The organism is Pseudomonas sp. S2_A02 (assembly GCF_054668495.1).
Genome location: NZ_CP162776.1, coordinates 836779 through 850811 on the forward strand (window position 1 = coordinate 836779; position 14033 = coordinate 850811).

Genomic DNA, 14033 nt, shown 5'->3' on the forward strand with positions numbered 1-14033 from the left:
GCTGCATTCCCACGCAGAGCGTGGGAACGATCAATCTCGGTCAGGCAGTCAGGGAGTAGATCAACGCCGAGATCGCCACCAGGCCCACCGCCGTCACGAAGACGTTAGAGGCCTGGCCACGAAAGCGCGCCATGGCCGGAACCTTGCGGATCGCGTACATCGGCATCAGGAACAGGATCGCCGCGATGACCGGGCCACCGAGGGTTTCGATCATCCCGAGAATGCTTGGGTTCAGCGTGGCAACGATCCAGCAGACCACCAGCATGAACGCCGCAGTCATGCGGTCCAGCGTCTTCGGTGTCGGGCGTTTGCCGCTCTTGACGATCAGACCCTTCAAGCCTTCGCTGGCGCCGATGTAGTGACCCAGGAACGACTTGGAAATGGCCACGAAAGCAATCAACGGCGCCGCGAAGGCAATGGTTGGGTTGCTGAAGTGGTTGGCCAGGTACGACAGAATCGACAGGTTCTGCGCCTTGGCTTCCGCCAATTGCGCCGGCGACAAGGTCAGCACGCAACTGAAGACGAAGAACAGCACCATCACCACCATCAAGAGGTGGGCGCGGGAGAGGATCTGCGAGCTGCGCTCTTGGGCATTCACGCCATGGCGACGCTTCTGGTCCACCGCGAACGCCGAGATGATCGGCGAATGGTTGAACGAAAACACCATCACCGGAATTGCCAGCCACAGCGTGTGCAGCAACGCCGAGGGCTCAGGTAGCGTGGTCGCGGTGCTGAGGATGCCACCATTCCAATGCGGAACCAGGAACATCGCCAGGAACAGCAGCGCGACGATGAACGGATACACCATCAGACTCATGGCCTTGACGATCATCTGCTCACCGCAGCGCACCACTGCCAACAGGCCGAGAATCAATACGAACGACAGCACGGCGCGCGGTGGCGGCATGATGTGCAGTTGATGCTCGAGGAAACTGCCCACAGTGTTGGTCAGGGCCACGCTATAAATCAGCAGGATAGGGAAGATCGCGAAGAAATACAGCAACGTGATCAACGCGCCCGCCTTGATGCCAAAGTGTTCTTCCACCACTTCGGTGATGTCGGCGCCTTCGCGGCCGGACAACACAAAGCGGGTCAGGCCACGGTGTGCGTAAAACGTCATGGGGAACGCCAGCAATGCCAGGATCAGCAGCGGCCAGAAGCCGCCCAGCCCCGCATTGATCGGTAAAAACAGGGTACCGGCCCCGATTGCCGTGCCAAACAGGCCCAGCATCCAGGTGGTGTCATGGCGATTCCAGCTTTCGAGGTTCGCTGGTGTCGCCGCTACATAGCGTTCGTCGACGCTATTGGCCTGATCATTCATCCGGTCGGATCTCCGCTTTCCGGTCACTTGCCACCCGGTCAGGACGAGTCGGAAAAAACCGACAGGCAGCGCCCTGGCCGAAACAGGGGCGCGATTGTCCGGGATTAAGCTACAGAAGCAAAGACTTAGCTGAGCAATGGTTATGCGGATCAGATGCAGCGGGCGCCTGCGTTCTCCTGTAGGAACGTGGCTTGCCCGCTAACCAGTCGCCTCGGTCCATCAGTAATACCGCGTTATCGTTCTTCGCGGGCAAGCTTCTCTCCTACGAGCTGCGGACAAATCCTCTCCATCTGCCCCGCACTGATCTAGTGTTGTCATTAGAAGGATCGCAGGCTTCGCCAGCTCCGACACAGGGAGCCAAAACTTTGGCCATTGCCAAACCGCTCTGAGGTCAGCAATCTGAAGCGACGTTCGAGCCCCGACATTCCGCTGCCCGCAGGAGCCCAGCATGACCGCAACTGTTCTGGTACTGGTTGAAACCATCAATGAATACCTGCCGATTCTCGAACATCAGGGGTTTCATCTGATTCTGGCCCCAACCCCAGCCGAGCGCGCCGCCGCCATTGCCCGACAGGGCAGTCAGATCGAAGCGGTGCTGACGCGCGGTCCATTGGGCCTACGCGCCGATGAAATTGCCGCCCTGCCCAACCTCAAGATCATCTGCGTGATCGGCGCCGGCTACGAACACGTCGACCTGCAAGCAGCCGCCGACCGCGGCATCACCGTCACCAACGGGGCCGGCGTTAATGCTTCTTCCGTCGCCGACCACGCCATGGCGTTGCTGCTGGCACTGGTGCGGGATATTCCTCGGGCCGATGCTGCCGTGCGTCGGGGCGAGTGGCCGAAAATCATGCGCCCTTCCCTGGCCGGCAAACGCCTGGGCATCCTCGGCCTCGGTGCCGTCGGCATCGCTATCGCCAAACGTGCCGCCAACGGCTTCGACATGAGCGTGAGTTACCACAACCGCCAGCATCGCAGCGACGTGCCCTACAGCTTCTGCTCGACGCCGACCGAACTGGCGCGCCATTCGGATTTCCTGATAGTCGCCGCACCCGGCGGGCTCGGCACTCAACACTTGATCAACAGACAGGTGCTCGACGCCTTGGGCCCCCAGGGGTTCATCGTCAACATTGCGCGGGCCAGCGTGATCGTCACGGCCGACCTGATCAGCGCGCTGGAACAGCGACGGATCGCTGGCGCCGCGCTGGATGTCTTCGATAATGAACCCCAGGTGCCGGACGCCCTCAAGGGGTTGGCCAACGTGATTCTGACCCCGCATGTCGCCGGATTGTCCCCGGAGGCCACCCAAGGCACCGTGGAGCTGGTCGGCAAAAACCTGGCGGCGTTTTTTTCCGGTCAACCGGTCCTGACCCCCATTGCTTTACCGCCGCCGACGGCAGCCACCCGACACAATCACTAAAGGACGTCCAAGCAGTCGTCGGTACGCGTCTTCACTATTCGCGGGTTCACTGAACACCGGGGTGCCGTGATAACTGGCGGCATAGCGGCCGGGGTCGATGCCGCCACCATGGGCGTATTGACAGGCACCGGGGTTGGTTGGGCGTTGGACCGATCCTGCCGAGGTTTAAAGCCTCATATTGACTGAGATCGCCTCATCGCGAGCAGACTCGCCCCCTCTCTGTCGTACATAAATACCGCGCTCAACCGAGATCCCTGTGGGAGCGAGCCTACTCGCGATGACCTCGGCACATTCAATATCGATGCTGGCCCACATTCGTCCGCCGAACCTGCGCTCGCACATCAGGAACGCTGATTATCCAGCAACACGCTAACCTATAAGACCGTGCCGCGCTTGTGGCGACCCCGGCGCACCATTAGATTAGCCAATGATGTCTGGCCTCCAAAATAAGCAGAAGGGATAAGCATGGCGCTTACTGACCAGTCCACCCGTATCCGCTCCGGCGAAGAACTCGATGCCAGCCTGATCGATCCGTACCTCAAGGCGCATATTCCGGGCCTGAGCGGCTTGCCGAAAATCAGCCAGTTTCCGGGCGGTGCGTCGAACCTGACTTACCTGCTGGAATACCCCGAACAGGAATTCGTCCTGCGTCGCCCACCGTTCGGTCACAAGGCCAAATCTGCCCACGACATGGGCCGCGAATTCCGCATTCTCAATCAGCTGCGGGACGGCTTTCCCTATTGCCCAAAAGCCTATGTGCACTGCACCGACGAGTCAGTAATCGGCGCCGAGTTTTATGTGATGGAACGGGTCAAGGGCATCATCCTGCGCGCCGAACTGCCGCCGGAACTGGGCCTTGATTCAGCGAAGACCGAAGCTCTGTGCAAAAGCTTCATCGACAAGTTCGTGGAACTGCATCAGGTCGACTACAAGGCCTATGGCCTGGGCGACCTTGGCAAACCCGAAGGTTATGTCGCGCGGCAAATCAAAGGCTGGAGCGATCGCTACGAAAAAGCCCTGACCCCGGATGCGCCTAAATGGGAAGCGGTGAAGGCCTGGCTCAACGACAAGATGCCGGCCGATCACCCGACGTCGAGCATCGTCCATAACGATTACCGCTTCGACAACGTGATCCTCGACCCCGAGAACCCGATGCAGATCATCGGCGTGCTCGATTGGGAACTGACCACCCTCGGTGACCCGCTGATGGACCTGGGCAATACCCTCGCCTACTGGATCGAAGCCGACGACCCGGCGCCGGTGCAATTGATGCGCCGCCAGCCAAGCCACGCTCCCGGCATGCTGACCCGCCGTGAGTTCGTCGATTACTACGCCGAGCGCGCCGGCATCCAGATCGACAATTTCGACTTCTACTACACCTACGGCCTGTTCCGTCTGGCCGGCATCGTGCAGCAGATCTACTACCGCTTCTTCCATGGTCAGACCCAGGACAAGCGCTTCGCGCAGTTCATTCACATGAACAAACTGCTGGAGCAGATGAGCCTGCAAGTCATCTCGAAATCCAGCCTCTGATCACGGCCGCTGATCGGGCCCAAAAACAAGGAAAACTCATGTCCAAGACTCAGTTGTTCGACCTCGACGGCAAGATCGCTTTCGTCTCCGGCGCCAGCCGTGGCATCGGTGAAGCCATCGCCAAACTGCTGGCGCAGCAAGGTGCCCACGTCATCGTTTCGAGCCGCAAACTCGATGGCTGCCAGCACGTCGCCGACGCAATCATCGCCGCCGGCGGCAAGGCTACCGCCATCGCCTGCCACATCGGCGAAATGGAACAGATAACACAAGTCTTCGCCGGCATCCGCGAACAGTTCGGGCGCCTGGACATTCTGGTCAACAACGCGGCGACCAACCCGCAGTTCTGCAACGTCCTGGACACCGACCTCAGCGCCTTCCAGAAAACCGTCGACGTGAACATTCGCGGCTACTTCTTCATGTCGGTGGAAGCCGGCAAGCTGATGCGCGAACACGGCGGTGGCAGCATCATCAACGTCGCCTCGATCAATGGCATCTCGCCGGGGATCTTCCAGGGCATTTACTCGGTGACCAAGGCAGCGGTGATCAACATGACCAAAGTCTTCGCCAAGGAATGCGCGCAATTCGGCATCCGTTGCAACGCCCTGCTGCCGGGTCTGACCGACACCAAGTTTGCTTCGGCGCTGGTGAAGAACGATGCCATCCTGCAAACCGCGCTGCAGCAGATTCCGCTCAAGCGTGTGGCGGATCCAAGTGAAATGGCCGGTGCGGTGTTGTATCTGGCGAGTGATGCGTCGAGCTACACGACCGGGGTTTCGTTGAATGTGGATGGTGGGTTTTTGTCCTGACTTGGTTCACCAGATACACAAAAGGCAGCCTCAGGGCTGCCTTTTGGTAACGACACTATTCACTCCGCACAAATTCAACTGGCTTCCCGGTCAAATCCAGAACTCTGAAATAGCCCTTGATGCTCTTTACGTTACGGATCGCCAACTGAACATGGGTTTCATGCATAAAGTCCGTACCAGGATAAAGTCGTTCGCCCTCCCAGAATGGTGAACGAACAGAATCATACGCAGGTGCCTCCGCAAACTCCCGGAAGGTATGCAAGGCATCAATGACTTGGCAATCCAAACGACGTAGGTACGGATTATTCTTCTTAAGAAGTTGCCCGCCCTTTTCTTTTGAGGCGGCTTCAAGCCAGAGGTAGGTCTGACGGATTTCACGCAACGCACTCTCAGTCGTGAAATCCAGGCAACGACCTAAGTCAATCACGGCACCAATCACAAATGGATTTTTGATAGTGCTCCGCTTTTGCGCATTGGTCGCAAAGCTCAACGCGCGCTGTGGGTTGTTTTCCCAAAAATAGGCCCCGCGACCGATCCAATCGTAATCATTAGTGCTATCAAGGAGCGTTGCTTCGCCAGCCAGTACGCGTTCGCCAATTTCTCGCTCGCACCCATGGAAACCCAGAACAAAAGAAGGAGAAATGCAATACATCAGCGAACCTTGGTTTCCCCATTCACACGTTTGAAAAACTCCCGAACCTTGTTCGGGTCCTTGAGCATTTCAGTGGCATATTCATCGATACGCACCGAAGCACAAGTGGCAGCTGATATCTTGGTGCCGTTAGAGCCGACCATTACCCAGCCAGTCTCAGCCGATGTTTTGTGTCCTTCGCTATCCATATTCAGCATCACTCCTGATCTACTTTTTGCAATCGCCGCTGCGATGAGTCCGTATGTCTTCTCGGAATTTATTTTGGTGGTGCTGGCATGACCGCTAACAATTTTGCCGTTCGTTAGCCGGACAATGCCGCCGTGCTGGAATCCTGCGGAATCACGCACCGCCTTAGCTTCGTGACGATCACCATCAACGAAAACATAGGTCGTTTTTTCGGGATCCTTCGACATTGCCACCTCTATTCGAGCTTTGGTGCACTGCTCAAATTTGATTAGTTAGTGGCCAATATAGTCCGCGGTGTATGTCCCATCATCAAAGCCCACGATTTGTCGTTGATCTGCGCACATGGAAACGATAGAGACCGGGAGCAAGACGCGCAAGCCAGTGGATTCCGGGGTGGTTGTAGGCAATGTCGTAAGGCGTTGTAGCCATTTCGTGTGCCTCCTGAAACCGCACACAAAGAGAATATTTATTCCATACGATTGCAATTAGAGAATATTTATTCCATAAATAGCCCTCCTGAAAATAAAAAACCAAAGGACTCCGGTTATGCGCGAACTCGGTATCGGACTTATCGGCACAGGTTTCATGGGCCGTGCCCACGCCTTGGCCTTTCGCAATGTCAGCGCCGTTTTTGAATTACCGCTGAAGCTCAAACTCGCCGCCCTCGCCGACGCCGACCCGCAACGCGGTCGACATTGCGCCGACGCCTGGGGCTTCGATGCGGCTCACAGCGACTGGCAACAGCTGATCAATGACCCCAAGGTCAACCTGATCGCCATCACTACCCCCAATCATCTGCACTACCCAATGGCCATGGCCGCCCTCGCCGCCGGCAAGCCGGTGTACTGCGAAAAGCCGCTGGCGGTGAACCTCGAACAGGCCAGTGCCATGCGCCTGGCTGCAAAAGCTGCGGGCGTGGTGACGCGGGTCGGTTACAACTATCAACACAACCCGATCATCGGCCTGGCTCGTGAGCTGATTCAAAGCGGCGCGCTGGGGCAGATCATCAGTTTCCAGGGCGAATTCAGCGAAGACTTCATGGCCGACCCCGTTTCACCCTGGTCCTGGCGTTGTGACGCCAATTACGCTGGCGGTGCCTTGGCGGACTTGGGCAGCCACTTGCTGGCGATGGCTCGTCATCTGCTGGGCGACATCGAGGCGGTGTGCGCGGACACCCAGACCGTACATACGCAACGCCCCGTAACGTTAGGTGGCCAGGAACGGCGCGAGGTCGCGGTCGACGATCAGGTCCACGCGTTGCTGCGGTTCGCCAACGGCGCGCGCGGGACGTTCAGCAGTAGCTGGCTCAAACACGGTTACAAGAATCACCTGAGTTTTGAAATCAGCGGCACCCGGGGCACCCTGGCGTTCGATCAGGAACGCTTGAATGAACTACGGATGTATCACGCTGGGCAAGGTGGCTTCCAACGGCTGCTGGCCGGGCCGGATTTACCGGGTTATGCCGCTTTCAGCCCGGCACCGGGGCATCAGCTGGGTTACAACGAGCTCAAGACCCTTGAAGTGCACGAGTTGGTGATGGCGCTGGCCGGCCTAAGTCAGGACGGGATGGATTTCGAACAGGCATGGGAAGTCGAACGCCTGGCGACGGCAATTCGTTTGGCGGCACAAGAGTCGCGGTGGGTCAGGGTCGAGGAAGTCTGACCCGCTACTCAAGCCACACCATTAAACCGGAGCAGGCTTACTGAGTGACGCAACGGGTCAGGGTCGTGATCCGGGTCACCTGCCCTTCAGCTCTCATATCACCCTGCACATCAGTGTTTTCGGAGGTCTGACAGGTACGAACCGGTGGCGGTGGCGGCGCAGCGGGTGGCGGTGGCGGCGGGCTGGCGCAACCACCTAGAACCGCCGCGCAGAGTACGAGCGACAGTGGCGAAAAAATACGTATCCCAAAACTGTTCATAGGCTGACCCGCGGTAAGTAATCGACATTTTCCGCGACACAAAAACCACACCGCACACCCGCGGCCCCGTCACAGAAAAAGAATACCCTCGCATTCCTTATAGCCCAGCCACCCGCCATTGCCAGAAAAACACCGGATAGACTGGGGTTGGCTTTGGCTTTGGCTTTGGCTTTTGATCTTGACCTACCTGCCCCTTTCCCAGAGGCCGAACGCAGGCGTTGCGCAGGGGCTACCGCGGCAGGGATGCCGCGGTAGCCGCCCCCGGCCATGGATGGCCGATGGCGGCGGGCCCCCGAAGCAATGCCGGAGAGAGGGTATGCCGAGCCTAGGCGAGGCACCGAATGGTGGGGCAAGACCTTTTGGTTACTTTTGGGGCGTTTGCCAAAAGTGACCCGCCGTAAGGGCGGAACCATAAGCAGCCGTTACCGCAGAAATGGATATGTACACCACCAAAAATCCCGGTGGCCTGACCAATAGCTATCGCGAGCAGGCTCGCTCCCACAGTTTGAACCGCGTACATCAGCGAATGCGGCCGTCTTCGCGGGCAAGCCTCGCTCCAATAGTGGATCGGGGTACATCCGCGAGAGACAAGCAGCGCCTACAAAGCATTGGACCGATGCAGGCCAATGCTCTCAAGCTCATACCGCAACTCTTCAATCAACGCCGCCACCGCCTCTGGTGTCTTGAGTTTCACCACGTTCAACCCACTGACCACCAGATCCACCTGCCCCGTTGCCGGGTGATAAAGCTTCACCGTCAACGAATTATCCCCCGTGAGCGCACATTCACAGGCCAACGGCGGAAAATTTCGCTCCAGTTGCATGCGCAATTGCACCAGATGAATCATCCTGATTCACCTTGGCGACGACTAAAAATCGACCCCACGCTTGATCTGTTCGCATTCATCTGGCTGTTCCTTTAGCTGCATCGTAGAGGACGCAATACCGACCTGAAGCCACGTATCGCACCCTTACAGCCTAGAAAAACCAGCCCCTGCGAAGAACATCAAATTGCACCATCCCAGCTAGTGCATTTGCATCTTAACGCTGCCCCTTGGGCCGCCTCTCACCGGAGAACAGACCCCGTTCGCGAGCCCAGACAATCGCCTCACTGCGGCTGTGCACGTCGAGCTTGGAATACACCGTCGAAACATGATTGCGCACCGTATTGGGGGCCAGTTTCAGGCGGGCGGCGATTTCCTTGTCAGCCAGGCCTTCACAAATCAGGCCGAGCACATCGCGCTCCCTGGCAGTCAGTTCGGTAAACGACACACTGGGCAATTGCGGCGAGTTGACGCTTTTCACATTAGCGAGTTTCTCGATCAGCGTGCGGCTGAACCAGGAGGCATCTTTCATCACCTCTTCAATTGCCGACACCAACTCCAGTTCGGTGCGTTTGCGCTCCGTGATGTCCATCAACACCAGCAGATAGCAGGTGCCGTCCTGAATGTTCACAGTGTCCGCCGAGACGGCACAATCGATCACCTCTGCATCCTGCCTGCGCACCCTGACATCGACGCGATCCACGCGTCCGGTTTTCTCCAGGGCCGCAAACAGTCGCGTGCGAGCGCCCGCGTCGTCGATGAAACCGAGTTGCGCCACGGTCTTGCCGAGCACCTCTTCACTGGGGCACGCGAGGGTATCGAGAAAGGCTTCGTTAACATCCATCACCACCTGGTCGTCGGCGCCGCACACCAGGATCGGCACCGGGGTGAGGCGAAAAGCTTTGGCGAACCGCTCCTCGCTCTGGCGCAGGGCAATTTCGGCCTTGTGCCGCAGCTCCATGTCGACGAAGGAAAACAGCATGCAATCTTCGTCGTTGAGCTCCAGCGGTTGTCCGGCAACGATTACCTGCTTGCTGCCACCGTCGGGTAATTGCAGTTCGGCCTGCATCTGCGGAATGGTTGCTCCGTCACGCAAACGCTGCTTGGCCAGGTCCTTGTTTTCAGCGCGCTCCAGCACATCCAGCTCATAGGTCGAAGCGCCGATCACCTGATCACGGGTATAGCCGGTCATTTCCAGGAAGCCTTGGTTGACTTTGATGAAGCGCAAATCGCTGAGACGACAGATCACCGCCGGGGCCGGGTTGGCATTGAAGGTCTTTTCGAAACGCTGCTCGGCGCTGGCCCATTCGGTGACGTCGTTCATGATCAGCACCAACGACTCCGGCTCGCCGGCGCGGTCGGCCAGCACCATGCTGCGCACGCTGTGAACCCAGGTTCGCTCGTCGTTTTCGATCGGCGTCAATTCGACCAGCACATCACTGAACATCTCACCGCGAGCAACGCGGCTGATTGGATAATTCTCCGTCGCTACCGGGTGATTGTTGCGATAGCGCAAGGCAAACCGCTTCGCGTACTCCCTCGCATTGGCGCCCAGATCAGCGATCCGACTGACACCGTGCATGGTCAGCGCGGCGTCATTGGCCCAGAGGATCGTCTGGTCGAGTTCCAGCAGAATCACCCCGTCGGCCAGGCCCGCGATGATCTGCTGCAACTGGCGGCGATTGGTTTCGGTGTTCAGGACGTCCTGGCTCATTGGATCTCCACGATTGCGGCGGCGCCGTTACGCGCGGCCCTGTGAAGATTACGACCGTTGGTGGCTCTGATAGTGCAAATGAAGCGGGTGCCGGGGTCGGAAGATCAAAGAATTGCACGCTTCGCCAGCTCCTACAGAGGTTGCGTACATCCATAGGTGTACACGCTCAATGTAGGAGCTGGCGAAGCTGATCTTCAGGCCGCAAGTTCTCCGCGGGCAATCGCATCCGAAGCCGCCAGCATCGCCCGCAACAATACCGCGCACCCGGCGGCCAGATCATCCGGCGCGGCATTTTCGATTTCGTTGTGGCTGATGCCGCCTTCGCAGGGCACGAAAATCATCCCCGCCGGGCCGAGTTCGGCGAGGAAGATCGCGTCGTGCCCTGCCCCGCTGACGATGTCCATGTGCGACAAACCCAACCCTTGAGCGGCGCCGCGTACTGCTTCGACGCAACCCTTGTCAAAGTACAGCGGCGGGAAATCGGCGGTGGGGGTCAGTTCGAAGGTCAGGCCGTGTTCCTCGCAGGTGGTTTCGATGACTTCGCGAACTTCGGCGATCATTGAATCGAGTCGCGCCGGTTCCAGATGACGGAAGTCCAGGGTCATGCGCACTTCGCCGGGAATCACGTTGCGTGAGCCGGGGTAGGCTTGCAGGCAGCCGACGGTGCCGCAGGCGTGGGGTTGATGGCCGAGGGCGGCGCGATTGACCGCGCCGACGATCACCGAGGCGCCGACCAGAGCATCCTTGCGCAGGTGCATCGGTGTCGGGCCGGCGTGGGCTTCGACGCCGCGCAGTTTCAGGTCGAACCATTTCTGTCCGAGAGCGCCCATCACCACGCCGATGGTTTTGCGTTCGTCCTCAAGAATCGGGCCTTGCTCGATGTGGGCCTCGAAATAGGCTCCGACGGCGTGGCCGCTGACTTTGCGCGGCCCGGCATAGCCAATGGCGTTCAGGGCTTCGCCGACCGTCACGCCCTCGGTATCGACTTTGGCCAGGGTTTCTTCGAGGGTGAATTTTTCCGCGAACACGCCGGAGCCCATCATGCACGGGGCGAAGCGCGAGCCTTCTTCGTTGGTCCAGACCACCACTTCCAGCGGCGCTTCGGTTTCCACGCCCAGGTCATTGAGGGTGCGCAAGACTTCGACCCCGGCCAGCACGCCGAAGCAGCCGTCGAACTTGCCGCCGGTGGGTTGAGTGTCGATGTGGCTGCCGGTCATCACCGGGGGCAGGTTCGGGTTGCGACCCGGACGGCGGGCGAAGATGTTGCCGACGGCGTCGATGCTGACGGTGCAGCCGGCTTCCTCGCACCAGTTCACGAAAATGTCCCGGGCCTGGCGGTCGAGGTCGGTCAGGGCCAGCCGGCAGACGCCGCCCTTGACCGTGGCGCCGAGTTTGGCCAGGTCCATGAGCGACTGCCACAGACGGTCGCGGTTGATGTGCTGATGGGTGGACTGCAGAACGTCTATGGCAGCGTTCATGGTGATCTCCTCAGTTTTTTTCTGATAGTTCCCACGCTCTGCGTGGGAATTCATCCATGGACGCTCTGCGTCCGCTTCTGGGACGCGGAGCGTCCTGGGCTACATTCCCACGCAGAGCGTGGGAACGATCAATTCCTCACACCGCAGTTTTTACGGCAGTAGGACTCGGCCGCATCACACTCAACCCGTAATAAATCAGCCCCCCAAGGGCCGAGCCGGTGAACCAGCCGTAGCTGTAAAACCAGCTGAACGCATCGCTGCCCAGCGACAGCAGCGTCAACGCCACCGGCACACCGAATGCAATAAAACCGAACCAGTTCCACGCCGGGTAAACGTCGTCACGGTAGAGACCTGCCAAATCCAGTTGCTGTTTCTTGATCAGGAAATAGTCCACCACCATGATCCCGGCGATCGGGCCCAGCAGACTGGAATAGCCCAGCAACCAGTTGGAATACACCGTCTCCAGGCTTAAATCCGAAACGATCAGCCCCAGCTTCTTCAACAGTTCATGGGCCATCAGCGCCAAGCCGACCAGCCCCGTGAGGATCACCGCTTTGGTGCGGTTGATGATCTTGGGCGCGACGTTCTGGAAGTCGTTGGTCGGCGAAACAATGTTGGCCGCGGTGTTGGTCGACAATGTGGCGATGATGATCAGCGCCATGGCCAAGGCGACCCAGACCGGGCTCTGGATATGGCCGATCAATGTGACCGGATCAGAGACAGTGACGCCCACCAGTTTTACCGAAGCGGCCGTCATCACCACGCCGAGGGAGGCGAACAGGAACATCGTCAGGGGCAAGCCGATAATCTGCCCGACGATCTGATCCTTCTGGCTTTTCGCGTAGCGGCTGAAGTCCGGAATATTCAGCGACAAAGTGGCCCAGAATCCGACCATGGCAGTCAGCCCGGCGGCAAAGTAACTGACCACGCTGGCCCCTTCTGGACGCTTGGCCGGGATCGCCATCAATTCAGTCATCGATACGTTCGGCATCGCCCATACCAGTAGCCCCACGCCCACCAGCACCAACAACGGTGCCGAGAGGGTTTCCAGCCATTTGATCGAGTCCGCGCCGCGTATCACCACCCACAGGTTCAAGGCCCAGAACAGCATGAAGCCGATCACTTCACCGGTGCCGCCGAGGGCTTTCCAGTCATCGAACACCGAACCGAGAAACAGGTGAATTGCCAACCCGCCGAACATGGTCTGGATGCCGAACCAGCCGCACGCTACCAGGGCACGGATCAAGCACGGAATGTTGGAACCGAGGATGCCGAAGGACGAGCGCAGCAACACCGGAAATGGAATGCCGTATTTGGTACCGGGGAAGGCGTTCAGGGTCAGCGGAATCAGTACGATGATGTTGGCGAACAGAATCGCCAGCAACGCTTCGCCGACGGTCAGGCCGAAATAAGCAGTGAGCACGCCGCCGAGGGTGTAGGTCGGGACGCAGATCGCCATGCCTACCCACAGCGCGGTGATGTGCCATTTGTTCCAGGTTCGTTCGTGCACCTTGGTCGGTGCCATGTCGTGGTTGTAACGGGGACTGTCGAGGACATCGCTGCCGGCTTCGAGCTCAAACAAGCCGTCGCGCTCGGTCACTTGCGATCTAATCTGTTGCATGGCCGCTCCACTGTTTTTTTGATTATTTTTGCTCATCAGCGGCTGGCGCAACGCGCGCGAGCCGGACGATGGCCGGAGAAACTGACAACTTTTACGGACCGGCCAAGGTGTCAGCGGCGGCATCAATAAACGTGCCGGGTGTCCCGCTTACACATCGGGCAGCGCCATAAAATTTCGCTAACTAACTGATGTTAATCAGTTTTATTTATCCAACTATTGAATCCGCGGTCAGTTGCCATGCCACTCAGGCCGAATGTCAGGCAAGTTGTCCGAACAGTCAGGACTCAATCTGGTGCGTCGATCTTTTTTGAAAGACCGCGCATCAACCATAGACCATCCTCAAGCGGCTGATTTCTCATAGAAAATCTCGTCCATTTTTGGAACCTGTCAAGTGCGTCAAAATGGTGAGAGGCCTCACCATTTTGGTGATTTTCATTTTTATCGTTATTTATCAATCAGTTAAAGCAGTAATAAGCTAATAAAAAATATTCTTGCTCAATCCATAAACTGCAGCTAGCGTCTATTCTTGACAGCGCTGACAGGAATACACCGATTGGC

Annotated in this window: 11 protein-coding genes; 4 read left to right on the forward strand and 7 right to left on the reverse strand. The window is 58.4% G+C overall.

Annotated features, from left to right (window positions below; all coding sequences use genetic code 11):
- Positions 1-40: 40 nt before the first annotated feature.
- Positions 41-1321, reverse strand: a complete 1281-nt coding sequence (locus AB4O41_RS03525; RefSeq protein ID WP_460146271.1) for a serine/threonine transporter — start codon at positions 1319-1321, stop codon at positions 41-43.
- Positions 1322-1769: 448 nt separating this feature from the next.
- On the opposite strand from AB4O41_RS03525, the gene AB4O41_RS03530 reads away from it, so the two are divergent.
- The 3 genes from AB4O41_RS03530 to AB4O41_RS03540 all read left to right on the forward strand — a co-directional run bounded on the left by AB4O41_RS03530 (position 1770) and on the right by AB4O41_RS03540 (position 5080).
- Complete coding sequence (locus AB4O41_RS03530; RefSeq protein WP_460146273.1) at positions 1770-2741, forward strand: 2-hydroxyacid dehydrogenase; 972 nt, start codon at positions 1770-1772, stop codon at positions 2739-2741.
- A 465-nt stretch (positions 2742-3206) separates the two neighbouring features.
- Positions 3207-4274 (forward strand): phosphotransferase family protein, encoded by a 1068-nt coding sequence (locus AB4O41_RS03535; protein WP_460146275.1) that lies wholly within the window; start codon positions 3207-3209, stop codon positions 4272-4274.
- Positions 4275-4312: 38 nt separating this feature from the next.
- Positions 4313-5080, forward strand: a complete 768-nt coding sequence (locus AB4O41_RS03540; protein WP_305449435.1) for an SDR family oxidoreductase — start codon at positions 4313-4315, stop codon at positions 5078-5080.
- A 55-nt stretch (positions 5081-5135) separates the two neighbouring features.
- On the opposite strand, the gene AB4O41_RS03545 is transcribed toward AB4O41_RS03540, so the two are convergent.
- Together AB4O41_RS03545 and AB4O41_RS03550 are read right to left on the reverse strand one after the other, a co-directional pair.
- Positions 5136-5732, reverse strand: a complete 597-nt coding sequence (locus AB4O41_RS03545; protein WP_460146276.1) for a hypothetical protein — start codon at positions 5730-5732, stop codon at positions 5136-5138.
- Positions 5732-6145: a hypothetical protein gene (locus tag AB4O41_RS03550; RefSeq protein ID WP_460146278.1), complete on the reverse strand. Its 414-nt coding sequence runs from the start codon at positions 6143-6145 to the stop codon at positions 5732-5734. The genes AB4O41_RS03545 and AB4O41_RS03550 overlap by 1 nt, the downstream gene beginning before the upstream one ends.
- 319 nt (positions 6146-6464) lie before the next feature.
- Here AB4O41_RS03550 and AB4O41_RS03555 point away from each other — a divergent pair, with 319 nt between their 5' ends.
- Positions 6465-7580 (forward strand): Gfo/Idh/MocA family protein, encoded by a 1116-nt coding sequence (locus tag AB4O41_RS03555; protein WP_460146280.1) that lies wholly within the window; start codon positions 6465-6467, stop codon positions 7578-7580.
- A gap of 857 nt (positions 7581-8437) precedes the next feature.
- Here AB4O41_RS03555 and AB4O41_RS03560 read toward each other — a convergent pair.
- The 4 genes from AB4O41_RS03560 to AB4O41_RS03575 all read right to left on the reverse strand — a co-directional run bounded on the left by AB4O41_RS03560 (position 8438) and on the right by AB4O41_RS03575 (position 13475).
- On the reverse strand, positions 8438-8686 hold the full coding sequence (locus tag AB4O41_RS03560) for a DUF1652 domain-containing protein (RefSeq protein ID WP_460146281.1): 249 nt from the start codon (positions 8684-8686) through the stop codon (positions 8438-8440).
- A 193-nt stretch (positions 8687-8879) separates the two neighbouring features.
- Positions 8880-10376, reverse strand: a complete 1497-nt coding sequence (locus tag AB4O41_RS03565; protein WP_460146282.1) for a helix-turn-helix transcriptional regulator — start codon at positions 10374-10376, stop codon at positions 8880-8882.
- 194 nt (positions 10377-10570) lie between these two features.
- Complete coding sequence (locus AB4O41_RS03570) at positions 10571-11854, reverse strand: Zn-dependent hydrolase (RefSeq protein WP_460146284.1); 1284 nt, start codon at positions 11852-11854, stop codon at positions 10571-10573.
- 136 nt (positions 11855-11990) lie between these two features.
- The gene (locus AB4O41_RS03575; protein ID WP_460146286.1) at positions 11991-13475 is read right to left on the reverse strand and encodes an NCS1 family nucleobase:cation symporter-1; all 1485 of its coding nucleotides are present in this window, start codon (positions 13473-13475) and stop codon (positions 11991-11993) included.
- Between the last annotated feature and the right edge of the window lie 558 nt (positions 13476-14033).

Bases quoted from the DNA above. Each gene is read 5' to 3' on its own strand.
- AB4O41_RS03555 (WP_460146280.1), top strand. From the start codon at position 6,465: ATGCGCGAACTCGGTATCGGACTTATCGGCACAGGTTTCATGGGCCGT.
- AB4O41_RS03550 (WP_460146278.1), bottom strand. From the start codon at position 6,145: ATGTCGAAGGATCCCGAAAAAACGACCTATGTTTTCGTTGATGGTGAT.
- AB4O41_RS03560 (WP_460146281.1), bottom strand. From the start codon at position 8,686: ATGATTCATCTGGTGCAATTGCGCATGCAACTGGAGCGAAATTTTCCG.
- AB4O41_RS03525 (WP_460146271.1), bottom strand. From the start codon at position 1,321: ATGAATGATCAGGCCAATAGCGTCGACGAACGCTATGTAGCGGCGACA.
- AB4O41_RS03535 (WP_460146275.1), top strand. From the start codon at position 3,207: ATGGCGCTTACTGACCAGTCCACCCGTATCCGCTCCGGCGAAGAACTC.
- AB4O41_RS03530 (WP_460146273.1), top strand. From the start codon at position 1,770: ATGACCGCAACTGTTCTGGTACTGGTTGAAACCATCAATGAATACCTG.
- AB4O41_RS03575 (WP_460146286.1), bottom strand. From the start codon at position 13,475: ATGCAACAGATTAGATCGCAAGTGACCGAGCGCGACGGCTTGTTTGAG.
- AB4O41_RS03545 (WP_460146276.1), bottom strand. From the start codon at position 5,732: ATGTATTGCATTTCTCCTTCTTTTGTTCTGGGTTTCCATGGGTGCGAG.
- AB4O41_RS03565 (WP_460146282.1), bottom strand. From the start codon at position 10,376: ATGAGCCAGGACGTCCTGAACACCGAAACCAATCGCCGCCAGTTGCAG.
- AB4O41_RS03570 (WP_460146284.1), bottom strand. From the start codon at position 11,854: ATGAACGCTGCCATAGACGTTCTGCAGTCCACCCATCAGCACATCAAC.
- AB4O41_RS03540 (WP_305449435.1), top strand. From the start codon at position 4,313: ATGTCCAAGACTCAGTTGTTCGACCTCGACGGCAAGATCGCTTTCGTC.